The sequence below is a fragment of the Paraflavitalea pollutisoli genome, assembly GCF_029360705.1.
Classification (GTDB): Bacteria; Bacteroidota; Bacteroidia; order Chitinophagales; family Chitinophagaceae; genus Paraflavitalea; species Paraflavitalea pollutisoli.
In genome coordinates this window covers 1,096,143-1,117,173 of record NZ_JARKMX010000001.1, presented here as the reverse complement: position 1 = coordinate 1,117,173, position 21,031 = coordinate 1,096,143, and the positions used below count along the sequence as shown (strand labels likewise).

Sequence of the window (21,031 nt, the reverse complement as noted above, 5' to 3'; positions counted from 1 at the left end):
GCCAGCCCAAAAACACATTGATTATCAAACAAATACCCATCAAACCAATTGCTTTTTATCACTTTATTCAGTGAAAGCACGTGTTGTCACACTATATGCAGTGAGCATTTGTAAAACGGTCTCCTGGAGCTGCCTTCCTATATTATCTTATCGTAAACAGGTATGTGCTTGCACCTTCTACCTATAAATTCGCGGTTTTTATTCTAACCGATGATGTAATCCGTTGCCCCGTACGGCACACTATCCTACCTCATCAACGACCATTCAATAAGCAATCATGGAAAGAAGAAACTTTTTAAAGAACATTGGATTGGGTGCTGCCGCAGTAGTGCCAGGCAGCAGCCTGCTGGCTGCAACCACTGATAACACGGTGATCGGTGCCGGTACCGTCAAAGGGAAAGTAGTCAGCAGTGGAAAAGGCATTGCTGCCGTGTCTGTCAGCGATGGTTACTCCATTGTGCAAACCGACAAGAACGGTCAGTATCAACTGCCGCTTCACTCCGATGCCAAATTTGTATTTGTGACCATTCCCAGTGGCTATCATATACCGCATGAAAAGGGATTGGCCCGTTTTTACCAGCGCCTGGACAAATCGCAGGCGGCACAAACGGCGAACTTCACGCTAACGAAAAATGAGCAAGACGATACCAAACATGCGGTGATCATCTGGGGTGATACCCAGATGGTGAAAGACGAGAATGCCGTTGAACTGATCAATGTATCTGCTCCCGACACCGCGGCGGTGGTACGGTCGCTGGGTAATATCCCGGTGCATGGTATTTCTGTAGGCGACCTGGTGCACGACCGTGCCGATCTGTATGATGAATATTCGAAGGCAGTGGAAGTAACTGGTATTCCTTTCTTCCAGGTGATCGGCAACCATGACCAAACGTATATCGCTCGTGGCGATGATAATTCACAAGCTACCTTCCAGGACCTGTTTGGCCCCGGTTATTTTTCCTTCAATCGCGGCAAGATCCACTATGTATTCCTCGACGACGTTTTCTTCCTGGGGAAGGGACATAGCTATATGGGTTACCTGACCGAGCCGCAATTGAACTGGCTGGAGAAGGACCTGCAAGCTGTACCGGTCGGCTCTACGGTGATCGTGAGCCTGCATATCCCCACCTATACCAATATTGTAGACCGGGAAAAGCTGAAAGAAGAGCCTACGGGTGGCATGGTCACCAACCACGAGCATTTGTATAAGTTGCTGAAGCCGTACCAGGTTCATATCATGTCGGGACATACGCACTGGAATGAGAACTGGGAGAAGGACAATATTTTCGAACACAACCATGGAACCGTTTGTGGCGCCTGGTGGCGTAAGCAAGCGGTATGTGTAGACGGTACTCCCAATGGCTATGCCGTGTATGAGATCGACGGCAACAACGTAAAATGGTATTACAAAGGCACTGGTAAACCGAAGGACTACCAACTGGCGGCCTATGCCCCCGGTAAAGTCAAAACGCAGCCGAATGCCGTGATTGCCAATGTGTGGAACTGGGATAAGCAATGGAAGGTGGAGTACCTGGAAGATGGTGTGCTGAAAGGCACCATGGCGCAGATCCGTTGCCAGGACCCGATCTCGATGGCTCACTACCCTGCCAATATGCATGTGTTCAGCGACCACTTCTTTGCTGCCACGCCTGGCGCTGGTGTAAAAGAAGTAACCGTAAAGGTGACCGATCGTTTTGGTGTGGTATACCAGGACAAGGTTAAACTGGGATAATACTGTCATTACGCTCTGTATGGTTTGCCCCCTGCTTGGCAGGGGGCTTTTTATTGGGCATAAAAAAATCCCGACACCATGTAGCTGCCGGGATCTCTGAGCCATTATCACAGTGAAGGAAATGACAATGACCCTTTCTGAATACGTTGAGCATTCAACTATTAATCAAATGATGTCTTTATCGGGCATCGATCAGTGATGTCCTGCTACGGTAGGGGATAGTTTCGGAAAAAATGATCTCCCGGGGGCTGTGCGGTTGGGTATGGGGCGGGTTTCCGGGTGCAATATAGGCAAATTATCAATTATATAATCTTATCGATAAGAATAGGTGCATGAAATTGAAAATCGTACGCTATCATCATTTCTTGCATTCACGGGCGCGGCCCAACGACAGGCAGGTTATTTACCCTAAAAAAAGAAAACCACCATCCGGATACGGAGGTGGTTTTCTTTTTATTACCAAGTCGTTTATACTTTATAGTATTGCTCGAATCCTTTGCGGGGCGGTAAACCAACCAGCAAATCGTTGATCTTTTTGCTGCTGGTGATCTGCTTCTTCTTCCGATCGAACTTGATCGTCTCACCGGTCCATTGAGCCAGTACACCGAGGCAGAATACCTGGCTCAGCGGGCCTGCAATGGAGAATGGTGAGCGGGTCTTTTCCTGTCCTTTACAGGCCAGCAGGAAGTTGGCAAAGTGGTTGGAAGGACTGGCTGGTACTACCGGCAGTTTGCTTTCCATCTCTTTTGCTTTTTCGGCTGGAATGATCGACAGGGTGCTACCGTGCGATCCTCCCTTGAAGGTGAGGTCCTTGCTATAGATGATCTTACCGGGATTGAGCTTGGCGGGTTCGATCTTACCGGTGCTGGGAGGCGGAATATTTGGATCGAGGCCTGATACGCCGTACCCACTTGGAATAGGCGGCAGGTTATCGAGTCCATCGTACCACTTGATCTCCAGCGGTGGCATCTTACCCCTTTTGGGGAATTTGAAGGCCAGCGTGGTGGACATGGGGTAGAAGAAATTGTTGTGGCCTTCCAGCTTGATCGGCTCTACTTCATAAGGCAGACCAAGGTCGAGGAACTGGTGAGCGGTATCGAGGATATGCGCGCCCCAGTCACCCAGTGCTCCCATGCCGAAATCGAACCAGCAGCGCCATTGTCCGTTGACAAAGTCCTTGTTGTAGGAATGCCCCTGGGTGGCCATTTGCCAGAGCTCCCAGTCGAGTGTGGAAGGAATGGGTTCGGCAGCCGGGAAGGATTTGATCTTGGGATCCCATCCATGCCAACGGCGCGGCGAATTCATGTGTGCAGTGATATTGGTCACGTCTTTGATGATCCCGGCTTCTGTCCACGCTTTGAACTGGAAGTAGTTGCCTTCGGAGTGTCCCTGGTTGCCCATTTGGGTAACGACCTTGGGGTATTTCTCGGCGGCCTTCATCATCAGTTCTACTTCCTGGAAGGTACGTGCCATGGGTTTTTCTACATACACGTGCTTGCCGAGGCTCATGGCCATCATGGTGATGGGGAAGTGGGAGAAGTCGGGTACACCGATGGATACGGCATCGATCTGGTTGCCCATTTTATCAAACATGACCCGGAAGTCCTGGAAACGTGGTACGTTGGGAAACTGTTTTACAATGGGGTCGGTATGCGGTGCGCCCATGTCTACATCACACAGGGCGACAATATTGGCAAGACCTGTTTTGGCAAGGGCTTCGATGATCTCACGGCCACGGTTTCCGATTCCGATGCAGGCAAGGTTTACCTTATCATTGGGTCCGATCTTTCGTGGATGGCTGTATTCATTGGCCAGCAGAAAACCAGGTATAGCAGCTGCAGCAGAAGCCATCATAGCCTGCTTCAGGAATTTCCTTCTTGAATAATCGTTACTGAACATTGTTTGGTAGGTTAACTTTTATTCACCCAAAATACATACTATTGTGGAATGGCTGACATTAAAGAATGATTAGGTGCCAATTGAGCTGTATGTTTTGCCAATTGAGCTTACTCGACCCCTGTTATCTCCAATTGCAGACGATTTAATTCCTTATAAATGCCATCCGGCATGCTGATCAACTCCTGGTGAGTACCAAATTCTTTCACTTCTCCTTTGTCCAGCACCACGATCTTATCGGCCGTGCGGATCGTCGAGAGTCGGTGTGCGATGATGAACGAGGTGCGGTCTTTCATCAGGTTGTCGAGGGCATCCTGTACCAGCGATTCGGAAGCTGCATCGAGAGAGCTGGTGGCCTCGTCGAGGATGAGGATCACGGGGTTCTTGAGGATGGCCCGGGCAATGGCAATCCGCTGTCTTTGTCCACCGGAAAGCTTCACACCACGCTCTCCTACTACCGTATCGTATCCTTCCGGAAAACCTTGTATGAACTCATGGGCGTTGGCGAGGCGGGCTGCCTGCTCTACTTCTTCCATGGTGGCATTGGGTTTACCATAAAGTATGTTTTCGCGGATGGTGCCGCCAAACAATAAGATATCCTGGGGCACGAGGGCCATTTGTTGTCGCAGTTGTGTAAGTGGAATGCTGTTGGCTGCCTTACCATCGAATAGCAGCTGACCGGCAGACGGTTCATAATAACGCAGCAGCAATCCGGCAATGGTCGACTTACCCGCACCACTGTGGCCTACGATGGCTACACGCTCACCTGGCTTTGCCAGCAAGGTGACTCCATTCAATACGGGCATATCCGGCCGTGAAGGATAACTGAAGGCTACGTTGTAGAGGGCAACCTGGCCCTGCAAGGTATGTTTGGGATCGGGTTGGGTTTCAACCGTTTCTACTTCCTCCGGTATTTCGCGGAGTAACTCGCGTACCCGTTGTGTGGCGCCGAGCGTCTTTTGCAGTTGCCCGTACAGGTCGGCAAAGCCGGCCATACTGCCCCCCACAAAAGCGGTATATACGACAAAAGCGGTCAGGTTGCCAAAATCGAGGTGGGAGGTGCCGTACCAGATCACCAGGGTGATGGTACCAAATAAGCTGAACAGGAGGAAGGAAACAAACAGGCCCCGGTACTGCCCGCTCTTCACGGCCATCTTCACGACCTGGTCCAGGCTACGGGAATACCGGCTGATCTCGAACCATTCGTTGGTAAAGGATTTTACATTGCTGATGCCCTGCAGGGTTTCCTGCACGATGGTGCTGGAGTCGGCCAGCTGATCCTGCGTTTGCCGGGAATAGCGGCGGATGAACTTCCCAAACACGATGGCTACTACGATGATGACCGGCAATACGGACAGCATCACCAGTGTGAGTTTCTGAGAAATAAAAAGAATGAGCCCTATGCCGATGATGAGTACCAGCAACCCGCGCAATATCTCTGCCAACACGGAGGTAACGGCATCCTGTATCTGCGACAGGTCACTACTGATGCGGCTCGATAATTCTCCCACGCGACGCTGGGCGAAGAAGTCCATGGGCATGGTGATCATCTTGCGGTAAATGCCGCGGCGCATATCGGCCACCGCATTTTCACCGACGGCGGTGAAGAGATAGACCCGCAGGAAGGAAAAGACCATCTGCACGACAAGTACGGCAAACATCCATCCTACGATGGTGCCGGGGCCTCCCCAGGAGGTATCGGGTGTAGGCCCGGCGCTATTGATCAATTGCTTGAGCAGGTAGGGAAAGGCCATGGTGGTGAGCGAAGACAATCCGATAAAGATGAGGCCCGCAATGAATTTTCCCCGGTAAGGTTTTACGTAGGAAAAGATCATGAGTGCATCCCGCAGGTTCTGCCTGTTGATCTTTGCTTTCGGTGCCTGGTCTTTGTGTGATCCACTACTATCTGCATTGCGACGCGCCATATCCGGTTTTTATTTGGGTGACGAATGAGCCCGGTCAATATTGTAAGGCTGTCAAAAAAACCTGCTGCAAGGTACGGATTCGTGCAGTAGTGCGTCAGATCAACTGCAGCTGGGCTGCTATGCGGACGAGGGAGGCGGTATTTTTTGCATTGAGCTTGCTGAGCAGGCTTTTGCGGTGTGTATCGACGGTGGTGGGGCTGATGAATAGTTTCTCCGCCACTTCGTTGTTGGTCAATCCTTCTGCGATCAGGGTCAGCACCTGCTGTTCGCGCCGGGTGAGTAACGGCACCTCCGGATCTTCTGCAGCGCGCAATGATCTCGCCACTTCGTGGCTGAGGTACAGCTTCCCTTTTACGATGGTGTTGATGGCATCCACGAGTTCTTCGCGGGTTACGTTTTTGAGTACATACCCGCTGGCGCCATTGTCCATCATCTTACGGATAAAGCTTTGCTGGTTGAAGGTACTCAGTCCTAGTATAAAGATGCCGGGGTACAACCGTTTTATTGTTGCACTGAGCTCGATACCACTTTGCTCGGCCAGGTTGATGTCCATGAGGATCACGTCGGGCTGCTGATTCCGCAAAAAGGAGAGGCAGGAATCGACCGACATGGCGTGGCCTACCAATTCTATGCTGGCCTCCTGCTGTAGCAGGGAGCGGATGCCTTCTATCACCATGTAGTGGTCGTCGACGATGAATACTTTTATAGTCATATCACACGGGTAATTCTATGAGTATGGAGGTTCCTTTGCCGGGGCCTGATTGTATATCCAGGCTGCCATCGAAGTATTCGACGCGGCTACGGATATTGCTCCAGCCGATGCCCTTGGCCTTCTGCAGGCGTTCGATATCGAATCCTTTGCCATCATCTTCTACCGTGATGGCGATGCCCGACTCGTCGCGGATCAATTGTACCAGGGCCGAAGCGGCTCCTGAATGCTTCAATACATTGCTCACCAGTTCCTGTACGATTCTGTATATGATGATGGCCGTACCTGAAGGGATCTCGCCTTTGGCTATTCCGCTTGACTGATACTGCAAGGTAAGACTGCCCGACAGGCGGATATCGTTGCAGAAGTCGCGCATAGCATCGTCGAGGCCAAATTTGACCAGCGCCTCGGGCATGAGGTTGTGGGCCACCCGCCGCATTTCACTGATGGAACTGTCGAGCATATCGATGCCGCGCTCGAAGGAACGGAGGTTGTCGTGGTCCATGATCAGGTTTCCCTTCAAGGTATTGAAGGAGGACTTGATTCCTGATAACATCCCTCCCAATCCATCGTGCAGGTCTTTGGCCAGGCGGGTACGCTCCTGTTCTTCTCCCTGCAATACGGCTTCGGTGGCGGCCAGTTGTTTTTCTGTCTGCAGCTCATTGATGCGCTTCTGTTGCAGCGCCTGTTGTTGCCGGTAGTTGCGCCAGCCCAACAAGCCTATCAATACCAAAGCCATCGCACTGCCGACCAATATTAAGTTGAGGGTATTCTTTTGCTGTAGGCTGAGTTCCTGTACTTTCTTTTCTGCCTCCAGTTGCCGGATCCGGTTTTCCTTTTTCTCCGACTCATATTTTGCCTCCAATTCAGCGGAAGGCTGTGACGATATATCGCGTATCAATACTTCGAGCCGGGCATTCATGCTGTCGTCCAGGGCAAGGCCTTCTTCGTAGTTTCTCTCGGCATAAGCAATATTGGACAGGAGGCGTAGGGTCGATACCTCTTCTACTTTGTATTGCCATTGCTGGCTCAGTGCCAGTGCCTGTTGCGCATAACGCCGGGCTTCCGCTAGCTTTCTCTGCTGCAGGCAAAAGATACCGAGGCTGCGCAAGGCGGTGGCTTGACCATCGGTGGAGCCGAGTTGCTGGTAGTTGCGTAATGTTTCTTCCGCATACTTGCGACCCAACGGATAGTTGTGGAGGCGGAGGGCTACGCTGGCCAGGTTTTGTTGTATAATCGCCGTATACCGCAATTCGTCGAGTTGCTGGCTGATCTGTAGTGCCTCTTCCAGTACCTTCATGGCCTTGTCCAGTTGGAAAACGCCCTGGTAACTCAGGGAAATATTGATCAGGAATTTGGCCAGCAGGGGTCGCTGCTTTTCTTTCCTGGTGAGGGTAATTGCTTTTTCGCCGAACCCGATAGCTTTTTGGAACTGCGCGCGGTTGTAGTACAATACTTGTAAGGCATCGTATACCTGTGCTTCGATCACCGGCGTGCCTAGTTTGTCGATGATACGTAGTCCCTGCAGGCAATAATCGATGGCTTTTTCGTAGCTGGCTCTTTCGCGGTAGTTGATACCTATGTTGAAGAGGGAAACGCCTATGCTCAGCGAATCTCCCATCTTCTGCGCAACGGTCAGCGCCTGTTGCTGATAGTACAGGGAGGAATCGAAATTGCCTTGCATTAAGAAGCTGTTGCCATAGAGCGTTAGGTATTTATACTCACCCCGGTCGTACCGCAATGCCCGGCTCAACTGCCCTGCCTGGTGCAGGTAGGCCTTGGCCATTTCGGGATCATTGTTCTCCAACGCGTCACTGATCGCGCAGAGCAGCAATACTTTGTTGGTGTCTGCCTTGGCGGTGGACAGGCGCAGCAACAGGCTGTCACTCTTCCTGGTTTGTGACCAGATGTTTGTGGCGACTGCCAGCAGCATAGCGATAACAAGAATTATTTTATTCATACAGGCGTGTACCACAGGTCGTGATACCCGCAAATAAACAACATCCTAATCGTCTGCCGGTCCCTCTTTTCCATGATTTTTTTGCTGCGGCGAAAACTCCTGTTTTTCGGGGATAGGCAACGGACAGGTCGCAGGATACTTTTACCACTTAAATATTAATTATTATGAAGTATTTGTCTTTATTTCTCCTCGCAACAAGCATCAGTATTTCTACTCAGGCTAAGATCTGGCGTGTTAATAATACGCCTGGTGTGATAGCCGATTTCAGCAATTTTGAGACAGCTGTCAATACAGCGGCCGCTAATGACACTATCTACCTGGAAAGCTCTGCTTTAAGCTATGGCGGCTCTCCCCACTTGACGAAGAAACTAACCATCATCGGACCTGGGTATCACCTCGACCCAAGCGACGGGGGAAATGCCGGCCTGCAGGTAACAACGCAAGATGCTTATCTGAGTGCCACTTTACAAGTCGACCCCAGTGGTACCGGCAGCAAAATAATGGGTTTCGTGTGCGCCAGCGTATACCTGAACGGCACCTCCAATATTACTTTCGAGCGTATGAGGGTTGGATCTGTGATCTATTTTCACACTTCCGAGTCCACCAATATTACCTTCCGTAAATGTTATTTCAACGCAAGCGGTTTCCTCAATGAATACAGCGGCGGCACCGTTAATGGTCTTACTTTTGAAAACAATATTGCTGCCGGCTACGTTTCGCTGACTGAGCTGAAGGGTTCGAGTAATATTATCCGGAACAACAATTTTACGTCTGGCAGTGGTTCGACTTTTGTCAATGCCTATTTTGTCAATAACATTATTAGCGGTAATGCGGCCACCAGCTTAACCAACTGTACGATCAAGAACAATATTTTCCGTTACGCGCAGACCCTGCCAGGTACTGCTACCGGTAATAAAGTAAGCCAAAACATGGATGATGTTTTTATCAATACTGGTAGTACGGATGGCAAATACAAATTGAAAGCCGGTTCACCAGCCAGCGGAGCGGGCCTGAGTGCCAATGGTGTCAACAATCCCGATTGCGGCGCCTTTGGTGCAACCGATCCTTATGTGCTTTCGGGCATACCAAATATCCCCACTATTTATAGCCTTACAGCACCCACATCGATCCCGTCTGGCAGTGCTACCATGAATATCACTTTCAGTACCCGCAATAACAACTAATCATGTGCTGATGGCATCAGCGTAACATACCACCCTGGTTACTGCTTGTGCTACGAAGCTTTTGATGAGGAAATGATGCTGTGAGGCATTTTTTCCGTCGTGATTCAGACTGATCAGCTTAAACATTCAGCAATGAAAAAGTATTTACTCATGCTCATAGGGTGGGCATTGGCCTTCGTGGCTTTTGCACAGGATCCTGCCTACCCGCCGTCGAGACCTTCCCCTCAAAACATCGTCGCGGCGGAGTATTTTATCGACACCGACCCTGGTTTTGGACAGGGTACACCGATGCCCATCACTCCTTCGGGCAATATCAGCAATAACAATGTTGTGATCAATGTAAACGGATTGACCAATGGCCTGCACCGCCTGTTTATCCGTTCCCGCAATGCAGAAGGAAGCTGGAGTATACCGACCGTACGGGAATTTCTCTACGATCAGGCAGTGCCCTACCCTACTGTTCCTGCTGCTCCGCAATCTATTGTGGCTGCGGAATATTATATCGACACTGACCCTGGCACTGGAAAGGCTACACCTATCCTGCTTACGCCGGGTGTCGATCTTCCTAACATTGCAGCGCCCGTCAACGTTCAAGGCCTCAGCAACGGTACCCACCGGTTGTATATCCGCACGAGAAGTGCAGAAGGCCGCTGGAGTTTGAGTTCGTTCAAGGAATTTACCATCGATTTCGACCCGCCGTATCGGCCCGCTCCGGCAGCGTTGCAGCCCATAGTGGCTGCTGAGTATTTTATCGATACCGATCCGGGCACGGGAAAGGCTACTGCTATACCGGTGACACCCGGCACGGAGCTCGCCAACATTTCAGTTGACGCGAACACGCAGGGACTATCTATGGGTATTCACCGGCTTTATCTGCGGACCCGCAACGTAACCGGTAGTTGGAGTATTACGCATTGGAAGGACTTTGCCGTCAATGCAGATCCTCCTTACCCAACAGCTCCCACTCCCGCTCAGCCGGTAGTCGCTGCCGAGTATTTTATCGATGCCGATCCGGGTACGGGTAAAGGCAAAGCGATTACCCTTGTGTCAGGTCTTGATATCGCTGACCTGTCTGTTGCTGCCCAAACCAATGGGCTCAGTATTGGCACACACCGGATCTACCTGCGCACCAAAAACCAGGAAGGCAGCTGGAGTATTACAGCCTTCCGCGAATTCATCGTCAGCGAAGAACCTCCTTATCCAGCAGTACCCGCCGCCCCACAAGCGGTGATGGCCGTTGAGTATTTTATCGATACGGATCCGGGTTTCGGCAAGGCGACAGCTATCGCCATCACCCCCGGTACGAACCTGACGAATGTATCGGCTGATGTACAGACGGCCGGATTGGCAGATGGCTATCATAGATTGTTCATCCGTTCCAGGAGCCAGGAAGGCCGCTGGAGTATGACCTATGATTCTGTATTCTTTGTCGGTGTGCCCCAGGCCAGCTGGACGATCGATCCGGCTACTGGTCATGACTTCGAAACGGTAGCCATCAATGCTACCAAAAACTTTACGTTCACAATTCGCAATACGGGTGATGTACCCATCACCGTCAGTGGAGCAACAATCGACAACCCGGTTTTCACGACATCTATTCCGGCGAATACGGTGATACCGGCACGTGCAACCCGCACCCTGTCGGTGAGCTTCAAGCCTGTTTCTGCTGGCAGCTTCACGGGTGAACTGCGTATCACCACCGCCACGGCGGGCGTCATTCCGATCACGACCATCGTACGCGGAACTGGCTTTGTGGTGGCGACACCGCCTGTATTGAAATATGTGACTGCTGCGCCTTATGGCGGCACGGCAGGCGTTGATCCGGCTGTTGGTACACCGGGCTTATATACGTATAAAGTGTTGTATCAATCGCCAGACAACAAAGCGCCTCAGGCTGGTTATCCCCGAATTGGTATCGACCTCAATGGCGACCAGGACTTTGATGATCTCGGCGAAGGCATCTTCAACATGACCCCCGAAGGCAGCAGCACCGATTATGTGGCCGGTGTGGTGTATAGCTATTCGTTCCAACAGGAAACCGTCAATAGTTCCATGGGCTATAAGTTTATCGCCAACGACGAAAACGGCAATAGCGCCAACAGTTCCTACAAACAGGGCCCTGTTGTCACCTTCAACCAACCCGACCTGCGGTTGTTTGCGAATGACATCACCTTCAGCAAGAACAACCCTGCGCCGGGCGAATCGTTTACCGTTACCGCGAAGATCACCAACAGTACCGCGCACGCCGCGTCGGATGTATCGGTGAAATTCTATCGTGAGAATACGGCCATCGACAGCCTGCGTGTACCCGTGATCAATGGCAACTCGACCGTATCGGTGACCAGCACGCTGCAATTCAATACGGATGGCTTCTATCCCATCAAGGTGTGGGTAGACAGTGCCGATCAACTGGGCGATGTCAATATGCTGAATAACTACGCGATCAGGCCGGTTACCGTGGGTACGCCTGTATTGCCGGGCGGCATCAATGTGACGTCGGATTACAAGGTGCAGACCTGTCCGCAGATCAGCACGCTGATCAGTGGCCGTGCCCTATATTATGGTACAGCTACGCCGACACCTGTGGCCGGTGCTGAAGTGACGATCAAAATTGGCACGCTCACCATCAAGACTACGACCAATGCCAATGGAGATTACAGCTACCTGCTGCCGAGTACGGTTTGCGGTACTTCGTACCAAACGTATACGGTCAGTGTGACGGACTTTACGTTTACCAGCCAGCTGTTGACAAAAGCCATCACCATACCTTGTACCTCTTCTGTGCCTTGCTATGGCGGGCAGGTGGAGATGGGTGGGGCTCGTATCATTTACGACAACAATCCTTGCGCCAATATAAGTGGCAAGAAAGCCAAATTGACCTTGAAATTGCAGTATCGTTCGAGCAATCCCAATAATATGTGGAGAGGCAATGATAAGATCATGTACGATACGATCAGAATTTACAAGAACGGCGATAAGATCTATGAATGGGGTATTGACCAATCTGGTGCAGCTCCCGGCAATGAACGGATCATTACAGAAGATGTACCGCTCAACTCCACCGATCCGGTGACGCTCCGGGCCGAATTAACCTACACCTATGTGGAGTATCTTCAGATACCTTCGCCTACCTACCATGGTCGTTGGGAGAAGATCAGGGTGGAAGACCAGGTGACCTTTACTCCGGCGCCCAGTATACCGGATCTAACGATCCAGCAGTTTCAGCAAACGGGGCATACCAGCTTCCGGTTTGCCGATGCCAATATCAGGTGTGTGGATGCGGGCATTCATACGGTGAAAGTTTATGACTCTATACCAGGTGGCAGCAAAGTGCTGATCCATACGCAAACCGTGACTGAAGTGAAGGCAGGCGCTGCCGCATTGATCGGTCTTAGCCAACCAGACATGTTGCCTGGTAAACATTACCTGACCGTCGTGACGGATGAAGACGATGCGATTGAAGAAACCGATGAGAACAATAACAGCATGCAAGCTGTCATCGATGTACCGCTGCCGGACCTGATCGTTTCGGCTGTAAAGTCGGCCACTACAGCACTGTCTAAAGGCGAGGCGATCACCTTTACCGCCACTATCGAAAACAAGGGGCGTAAAGCCGGGCCTTTCAAAGCAGGGTTCCGCGTCAATGGAGCGTTGCTCGGCTCTACGGTGTCGGTATCCGGGCTGGCAGAGAACAGCAGCCTCACGGTTACCTCACAGCCTTATATCCTGACGGGAGATGAAAACGATTGTGCCTTTACTGTAGCCGCTGTTGTGGATTTAGATGGAACGGTTACTGAATCGAATGAAGGCAACAATCAACGCTCGATCAGCATCGGCACCGATCTTGCTCCTTATCAAACCGCGAGCGAAGTGGGTTCTGTCAACCGCCCTGCCCTCGTGCGCGTCAACAAGGAAGGTCAATTCTTCCCGTCGATCCGTAATATCGGCCGGCGTGATGCAGCTGCTGTTAACGTACGGTACTTACTCAACGGCGTACGGCTCGGTGGTGAACAATTCGCACAGGTGAAAGCCGGCGAACTGTATGGGTCCGTTGGCAGCTTTACGCACACCTTCACCATACCTGGTGATTATGTAGTGCAGATAGACGCCGACACGGCCAATGCATACTGTGAAATATCAGAGAGCAATAATACCGGTTCGTTCCATATCCGCGTCGTCGATACGAAGGAAGACCTGGAAGTATTGTCTCAATACATTTCTCCGAGCAGCCTCAACCCGGCGATGGGTCAATCCATTACCCTTGTTGGCACGGTGAAGAATACGGGCGGTAAAGCATCAAAACCCAATGTGCTGCGCTTTTTGGTGGATGATATCCAGCTGGGTGTCGATGTACCTATCAACAGCCTGCAGCCGGGTAAGGATACGACCGTTGCTGCTACTGCGACCTACGCTTCACTGATCACCGGCGTGAAAGTGATGAAGATCGTAACTGATCCGAACAACACGAATGATGAAGAAAGGGAAGACAACAACGCGGCAACCCGTACCCTGATCGTGGGTGCTGCAACCGACTTCGCGGCGAATGGTGTACACCCGATCAGCTTCAATCCTACCGGGTTCCGGGCTGGCGATAGCGTCATTATTTCGTATGCGGTCATCAACAAGGGAACAGAGCAGGGAACCGCGTGGGTTCGCTTCCTGATCCTGGATGAACGTGGTGCTGTAACCGGTATCGACAGTGTGGCTATTCAACTGGCAGGTGGCGCCAGCACTGTTGCCCGCGTGAAGATGTTGTTCAATATCGAGCGTGGTAAGGTGATAGCTGAGATCGCAAACTCTACAACGCCTGAAGCCGACCTGCTCAACAATGATACCGAGCAATCCTTCAGCACCGTGGTAGCGCTCGATGGTCCGATCACCGTGAATGGCAACCTGGACATGAAGAATGGATTACCCGGTCAGCTGCCCGGCTGGATTGGTGGTAAACTATTGCTGGGCAACAACGACCTGGTGGTACGTGGCCAACTGACCAGCTACGATGCGGATCACTTCATCGTGACCAATGGTACGGGTAAACTGAAGATCATCAACACCAGCAATGACAATGTGTTTCCGGTGGGCACGACGGAAGGCAGCAGTAATTTCATCAAGATCCAGAACAGGGGTACTGCCGATCAATTCTCTGTAGGCGTGTTGCCTTATGTGCTGAGGAATGGCACCAGCGGTGATACGATCAGGCAGACATTCGTAAACCGTACCTGGCTGATCGAAGAAGAAATACCTGGCGGCAGCAATGCTACCGTCACCTTCTACTGGCAGGCAGGCCACGAACAACCACTGTTTGACCGCGACCAGGCTCGTACGGCGCATTACACCAGCAAATGGGAATTGGGCGATATTGGCATTGCCGATGTCGACTCCATTGGCCGGTATCGCAAAACCCAGACCGGGTTTACCAGCTTCTCTCCTTTTGCGGTGGCCAACAACAGTGCGATCCTACCGATCAGGCTGATCAGTTTCGAAGCGGAGGCGACCGGTAATACGGCGCAACTGACCTGGAAAGCGGAAAGGGACGATCACAGCAAGGAGTTTGTGGTGGAACATAGTACCGACGGTGTTCATTTCACGCCTATTGGTACAGTAGCTGTCGTATCAGGTACGCTGGTACATACCTATACCTTCACCCATCGCGGACTCTCCAACGGTAACCATTACTACCGCCTTCAACTGGTGGACCTGAACAGCAGTGCTACGTATTCGATGATCAGGCGGATCGAGGTGAGCCAACTGGAAGTATTGCGGGTGTATCCCAACCCTGCCCAGCGGTTCATCACGGCCAGTGGCCTTGTTGCCAATGGTACGGTGCGGGTGGTAACCATGGATGGTAAATTATTAAAGCAATGGCGTACGGAAGGATCTGTGCTGACGGCTGATATCAGTAGTCTGCCACAGGGCACTTATGTATTGCAATTCATTCACCAGGGCAAGCAGCAGCAACAACTGTTCATCAAACAGTAAGCTGGTTTCCCTTTTAAGCGAGGGGCCGCTCCGGATGGAGCGGCCTCTTTTATTTTTTGGGTCGTACCGATCTATTCTTGTGTAGACAAACTCGCGTATTGCCAGTTCTTTGGCGTGATGCCCTCCGATTTTTTGAAGGCGCGGATAAAGTAATTGACATCTGAAAACCCACATTGCTGGCTGACACTGGTCACCGTATTCCTTCGATCGGACAACAGCTGGCGGGCCAGCCTGATGCGCTCGCGGGTGATGTATTCGAGGGGGGTAATTCCAAACTGTTCTTTGAACCATTTGAAGAACATGTTGCGGCTCAGGTAGGCTTTGCGGCTCAGCTCATCGATCGCAATTTTCTCCAGCAGGTGTTCCTGTATATAGTGTAATACGTAGTGTGACCGGTTGCTGTTGGTATTGTCCATGCACTCGGCCGACACCTGCGACAATCGCTGGCTTTGCATGAGCCGGATGAACAGTTCTTTCAGGCTGAGGTCGGCGAAGATGTTCTTGGTCTTATCGTCGCTGCTGCAGATACGTATCAGCTTGTTGATGATGCCGGTTATTTCGCTGTCGTTGTCGAAGTGGTGTTCGTTGAACTTGAGTTTCCAATCGTATAGTTCCTGCTTATCGCTGTTGTAATACTCGTTGAGGTAGTGCATGATCTGGTTGATGTACTGACCATCTACTGTCAATGCTATGCACTGGGTGGGATCTGTAAACTGTGCCTCGGGAAAATCGATCGCCATGGGTTCGTTGGCGGGAATGATGGTGGTTTCGCCCGGCAGGTATTCGAAACCTGGTTCATCAAACAGGTGCATGATCTTTTTGCCACGTACCATGCTGCTGATGGTAAGGTCGTTGAACCTAAGTGGAACCCTGTAGGCGGCCTGGAAGCTTTCATACACGTTGAACTCGCAATTGTGCAGGTTGTACACGCGCCTGTTTTCTACCAGGGTATCCAGGCGATCAGGCGGGGTGAGGTCGATCGGGTCTAGGAATTTCTTTACAGGCATGGCTATAGATTTGGCATTCTGAAGGTAGTTTTCTTCACCCAATCCCGGAAACAAAGGGTACAATTATGCTACAAATAAGTACAAAAATGCAGCAGTTTGCCCCGTATATTTTGAAAATTAGCATAAATAATTAAGTATAAAAGCGCCTCTATCAATAAAATACTTCAGACCCACGGGTTGATCGTGCAGGGTTGTGGTGCTGTAGTAGATTGGATATTATGATTTTAGAGAATAGGAATTGCTTTGACCAAACACATCTTTTCAGGCAGGTTTCGAGGCGAGTTTTTGGCGACCGTAAGGTCGCCATTTTTGTTGGTGAGCCGGTCATTTATGCCGTCTGGTACCTGATGGTTGTGGCGCAAAAAAAACCGCCAGCCTGCCGGGGACACGCCAAGCCCTATCGCTTTTGGTGTAAGAGACTGATTTAGAAAAGTTGTGCTATTTTCATTACACTTCCATGGGAGCGAGTAGGGAGCGGCATGGAAGCGAGTAGGGAGCGGTACCCTACCAACACCTGACTTCTCTTTTGCCGCTGCGCTGTTATAACTACAATCGGTCACCAATTTACTATCGCTTCCAGGCCCTTTCCAAATTCCAGGCTTACCGTTAAATAAATGTCATGACATTACTAGCTGACCGGAATATTTCTCTGGCTGTAGAAGGTGGGTTGGCTGCTTCCATTGCTACGGCCCAATGTGCCATTGCGGGCAACGCTGGTTTAATATACCCCGAAGGATGATACCGGATACTGTCTCGTAGGCTTGTGGAGCACCTGCTCTCCGGTGTCCTAAAAAAAAAGAGCGCCCGGGATGGAGCGCTCTTCATGTATACCTGTCTCTTAATAAGCTTAGTACTTAGCCGGTGTGCCTGGTTTGGGCAGCGACTTGAGGATGAATGCGCGGATGTGTTCGTTGCTGGTGGCCAGGTCTTCTTTGCGCAGGTACATCATGTGTCCGCTGCGGTAGCCTTCCCAGCTGAGGCGGCTTTTCAATTTACCACCGGGATCCATTTGCCACATATCGTATTTGGCATTGAAGTAATCACAAGCTCCGTCATAATAACCGGATTGTACCAGTACATGCAGCCAGGGATTCTGGGCCATGGCCTGGCGCAGGTTTTCGCCGGTCTGGTCTCCACTGCGATCCCAGGGATTTACCGGTCCAAACATATTGTACTTGAGATCGGTCTTGTAGTTAAGATCGTTGCGCAGGTACATGTTGATGGGTGGTGTGAAGGAATGCAGCCAGGATGTCAATTCAGCATTGAAGTCGGGGCTTTCTCCCGCGTCTTCCTTATCGATGCCCTTGTAGCGGCTGTCGAGGCGGCCCACGGTATATCCCTTGTCGCGCAACAGTTCTTTCCAGAAATAATTGGTCGACACATCGAGGTTGTGCTGCAGGACCACTTTCTCGGACAGGCCGGAATAGCGGGCGTATTTGGCGGCGATCTCTTTTCGCTTGGCGTCCGCAATGAATCCTCCGCGGGTGATGGCGGGGATCAGTTCATTGACGGTAAACTCTTCCACTTCGGGCAACATGGCGGTGAGGTCTTTCTGCTGCAGGTCGGCTGGCAGTGCTTTGTGGTACCAGGCGGTGGCTGCGAAATAAGGCAGGCGCAGTGCAGCGCCTACGGGACCACTTCTGGCGATACCCAGGTCGGTGGGTGATACGAGGACCACGCCGTTGAGGTACATCCATTGGGAATTCTGCAGTTCCAGCGCCAGGCCGGATACACGTGTAGTACCATAGCTTTCACCGATCAGGTATTTGGGAGATGCCCAACGGTTTTGCCTGGTGACAAAGGTCCCGATCCACTCGGCGAGGTATTTGATGTCGGCCCGTACTCCAAAGAAACGCGAGGTCGGTACATCTTTGTTGATGGGACGGGAGAACCCTGTGTTGACGGGATCTACATACACGATATCGGCCACATCGAGGATCGAGTGTGGGTTTTCCTTGATGCCATAGGGCATGATGGGATAACCTTCGTCATCGATATTGAGCAATACCGGGCCGGTGTAGGCGATGTGCATCCATACAGACGCTGAACCGGGACCTCCGTTGAAGGAAATCACGAGTGGGCGGTTTGCACGGTCTCTTACATCGGATCTTTCGTAATAGGTATAGAATATGCCGGCAATCGCCTTTCCTTCTTCATCCCATACGGGCATGGTACCTGCTACTGCTTTGTAGGGGATACGGTTGCCTTTGATGGTCACTTCATGGGTGGTCGTCACCGACGCATCCGGATCGATCAGTGTTTTGGCGGGGGTTTTATCTTCCCGGGCAGGACTGGCGGGTGTTGCTGTAGCTGGTGCGCCGGGCCTGGGCGCGCCGGGTTGACCTTGCTGGCCTGGTTGCCCCGAGGGCCTGCCCTGACCTGGCTGCCTTTGTTGTGCAAAGGATGTTGCCACGATGGCCAACATCGCTACTGATAGCAGAGTTCTTCTCATATACTGATTTGGTTATTGTGCACTTAAAAAGCCAATTTAAAGGATTGCCTTGCGATTGCCGGTTATTTGCCGACTATTGGTTCATTCTGGTTAAGGAATGAATAATTTCTATCCATTGCTATTTAATCTCATATTTCGTTTCCTCGGTAATTCCCTTCCACGTATCTGTGCGGAAAGGTACTGCGGGAAATCCTTCTTTGTTGTACAGGTTGGCTTCGGGCATGTCATCGGCCCAGGCATAGCGCACGGCCACCGGGGCGGCTACCTGCTCGCTCCATACCAACAGTTTACCACCAACAACGAGGGCCTGGGCAAAGTGGAATTTTTTATCGGCCCCGGCGATCTCGAACCCTTTGATGTAGCCGTATTTGTCTTTTACCTGGAAACCTGTCGCTGCGTGGTCGAAGGTCAGTTCTATTTTGTTGTCCTTTACCTGCATGGACTGGTAGAGCGGTCCGGACCATTCGCCGGTTTGTTTGTATTGTTCATGGAGGGCGATGGCTGCCAGTCGCTTGCCTACATCCTGTTTGTTGCGGGGATGGATATCTTTCGATTCACCGATATCGATGGTCACTGCCATGCCGGTATTGGGGAGGGACAAGGTTTTGGTTTGTGCTTCGCGCAATTCGGCCCAGGTACTACCCTGTTGTGTGTTGCCATTGCCTGCGTTGAAGCTGGCGAGCTGCACAAAATAGAAGGGGAAATCGCCCTGGTTCCAGCGTTGGCGCCAGTCGTTGATCATCAGCGGGAATGCCTTGCGGTATTGATACGCGCGACCTGCATTGGTTTCGCCCTGGTACCAGATAGCACCCTGTATCGCGTAAGGTATGATGGGGTTGACCATGGTATTGTACAGCAAGGTGGGATAGCTGTTGGGCGCCACGGTATTGTTGGTGTGCATCGATTCTACGCGGTATTGCCAGTTGCCGGCCAACGACTGGGAAGTTTGGTCGACGGTGAGCTTCATGCCAGCCGCATCGCCATAGATGCCTCCACCACCGCCACCGTCCGTGACTTTCACTGCGATGCTGTTTTTGCCGGCTTTCAGTACGCCTGCGGGGATCGTATATTTTCTCAGGGCATCGTATTGGGCTGTGCCGCCTACCCGTACACCATTGACAAAGGTTTCATCGATATCGTCGATCTGCGCCAGCTCAAGCGTGCCCGCTTTTCCGGCCTGTGGTTCGGTGAGGTTGACTGTTTTGCGAAACCACAGTACACCGTCGACATTCTCGAGGCCACGTGTTTCCCAGAGTGCAGGCAATTGCATGGTTGCCCAGCCTGCATCATCGAGGTCGGCGTTTTTCCAGGTGCTGGTATTCATGCCTGGTTTTACCGGCCCTTGTTGTGCTTCTATTTTTTGTATGACCTTGCTGGCCTGTTGTTGCAGGTTATTCTCCAGTTGCGCAAAATTGCTGTTGCCAAAAAGGTTCTTAAATTCTTCGTTGCGTTCAAAGGCCTCGCGGCTGGCCCAGGTTTCGACCATGGTACCTCCCCAGCTGGTATTGATCAGGCCAATGGGTACATTAAGCCGCTGGAACAATTCACGGGCAAAGAAATAACCTACTGCGGTAAAGTTGCCGACGGTTTGCGGGCTGCACACTTCCCAACTGCCGCCCGGCAGGTCTTTCTGTGGTGTGGCGGAGGTGGTATTGGGAATCTTGATATGCCTGATCTGGGGAAACTGTGCGTTGGCAATCTCCTGGTCTTTGTTGTTGCTGTTGGTGACCGTCCATTCCATATTGGACTGGCCGGAGCAGATCCAAACTTCTCCTACCATCACATTGCTGATGGCCAGGGCATTTTTTCCCTTTACAGCCAGCTGCCAGGGGCCACCTGCCTGTTCGGCGTCCAGCACTACCTTCCACTGGCCTGTTTTATCGGCTTTGGTGGTCTTGGTTTGCTGGTTGAATTGTACGGTCACTTTTTCATTGGGTGCTGCCCAGCCCCATACCGGAATGGGTTTGTTGCGCTGCAGTACCATGTTGTCGTTGAATATGCGGGGCAGTGAAACATTTGCCTGGCTGATGCCGGTGCCAGCCAGCAGGGCCAGGCAGATCATAACTCTTTTCATATAGAAGTTTGGTTGGATGTGCAATCTTGGTTTGGGCATCTAAAATACGTTGCGCCCGCTATAAAGCAAGCGCCGGATGCCTTAAGAACGACCGGGAACGTTTTTATAGACAC

10 protein-coding genes are annotated in these 21,031 nt (G+C 51.5%); 3 read left to right on the top strand and 7 right to left on the bottom strand.

The window, feature by feature from the left end:
* The first annotated feature begins 277 nt into the window (after positions 1-277).
* Entirely contained in the window at positions 278-1,732 is a 1,455-nt protein-coding gene (locus P2W70_RS04580; RefSeq protein WP_276480244.1) for a calcineurin-like phosphoesterase family protein, read from the top strand.
* A 468-nt stretch (positions 1,733-2,200) separates the two neighbouring features.
* On the opposite strand, the gene P2W70_RS04575 is transcribed toward P2W70_RS04580, so the two are convergent.
* The 4 genes from P2W70_RS04575 to P2W70_RS04560 all read right to left on the bottom strand — a co-directional run bounded on the left by P2W70_RS04575 (position 2,201) and on the right by P2W70_RS04560 (position 8,222).
* Entirely contained in the window at positions 2,201-3,631 is a 1,431-nt protein-coding gene (locus P2W70_RS04575; protein WP_276480243.1) for a Gfo/Idh/MocA family protein, read from the bottom strand.
* Positions 3,632-3,738: 107 nt separating this feature from the next.
* Entirely contained in the window at positions 3,739-5,553 is a 1,815-nt protein-coding gene (locus P2W70_RS04570; protein WP_276480242.1) for an ABC transporter ATP-binding protein, read from the bottom strand.
* Between the two features lie 94 nt (positions 5,554-5,647).
* The gene (locus P2W70_RS04565; RefSeq protein WP_276480241.1) at positions 5,648-6,265 is read right to left on the bottom strand and encodes a response regulator; all 618 of its coding nucleotides are present in this window, start codon (positions 6,263-6,265) and stop codon (positions 5,648-5,650) included.
* Position 6,266: 1 nt separating this feature from the next.
* On the bottom strand, positions 6,267-8,222 hold the full coding sequence (locus P2W70_RS04560) for a sensor histidine kinase (RefSeq protein WP_276480240.1): 1,956 nt from the start codon (positions 8,220-8,222) through the stop codon (positions 6,267-6,269).
* Between the two features lie 164 nt (positions 8,223-8,386).
* Between P2W70_RS04560 and P2W70_RS04555 the strand changes: the two genes are divergently transcribed.
* Both P2W70_RS04555 and P2W70_RS04550 read left to right on the top strand, forming a co-directional pair.
* Positions 8,387-9,406: a right-handed parallel beta-helix repeat-containing protein gene (locus P2W70_RS04555; protein ID WP_276480239.1), complete on the top strand. Its 1,020-nt coding sequence runs from the start codon at positions 8,387-8,389 to the stop codon at positions 9,404-9,406.
* A gap of 132 nt (positions 9,407-9,538) precedes the next feature.
* Complete coding sequence (locus P2W70_RS04550; protein ID WP_276480238.1) at positions 9,539-15,385, top strand: CARDB domain-containing protein; 5,847 nt, start codon at positions 9,539-9,541, stop codon at positions 15,383-15,385.
* Between the two features lie 71 nt (positions 15,386-15,456).
* On the opposite strand, the gene P2W70_RS04545 is transcribed toward P2W70_RS04550, so the two are convergent.
* The 3 genes from P2W70_RS04545 to P2W70_RS04535 all read right to left on the bottom strand — a co-directional run bounded on the left by P2W70_RS04545 (position 15,457) and on the right by P2W70_RS04535 (position 20,918).
* On the bottom strand, positions 15,457-16,392 hold the full coding sequence (locus P2W70_RS04545; RefSeq protein ID WP_276480237.1) for an AraC family transcriptional regulator: 936 nt from the start codon (positions 16,390-16,392) through the stop codon (positions 15,457-15,459).
* A gap of 847 nt (positions 16,393-17,239) precedes the next feature.
* Positions 17,240-18,844 carry a S10 family peptidase gene (locus tag P2W70_RS04540; RefSeq protein ID WP_276480236.1) on the bottom strand — a complete coding sequence of 535 codons (1,605 nt, stop codon included), beginning with the start codon at positions 18,842-18,844 and terminating at the stop codon, positions 17,240-17,242.
* A gap of 118 nt (positions 18,845-18,962) precedes the next feature.
* Positions 18,963-20,918 carry a sialate O-acetylesterase gene (locus P2W70_RS04535; RefSeq protein ID WP_276480235.1) on the bottom strand — a complete coding sequence of 652 codons (1,956 nt, stop codon included), beginning with the start codon at positions 20,916-20,918 and terminating at the stop codon, positions 18,963-18,965.
* Positions 20,919-21,031: the final 113 nt, after the last annotated feature.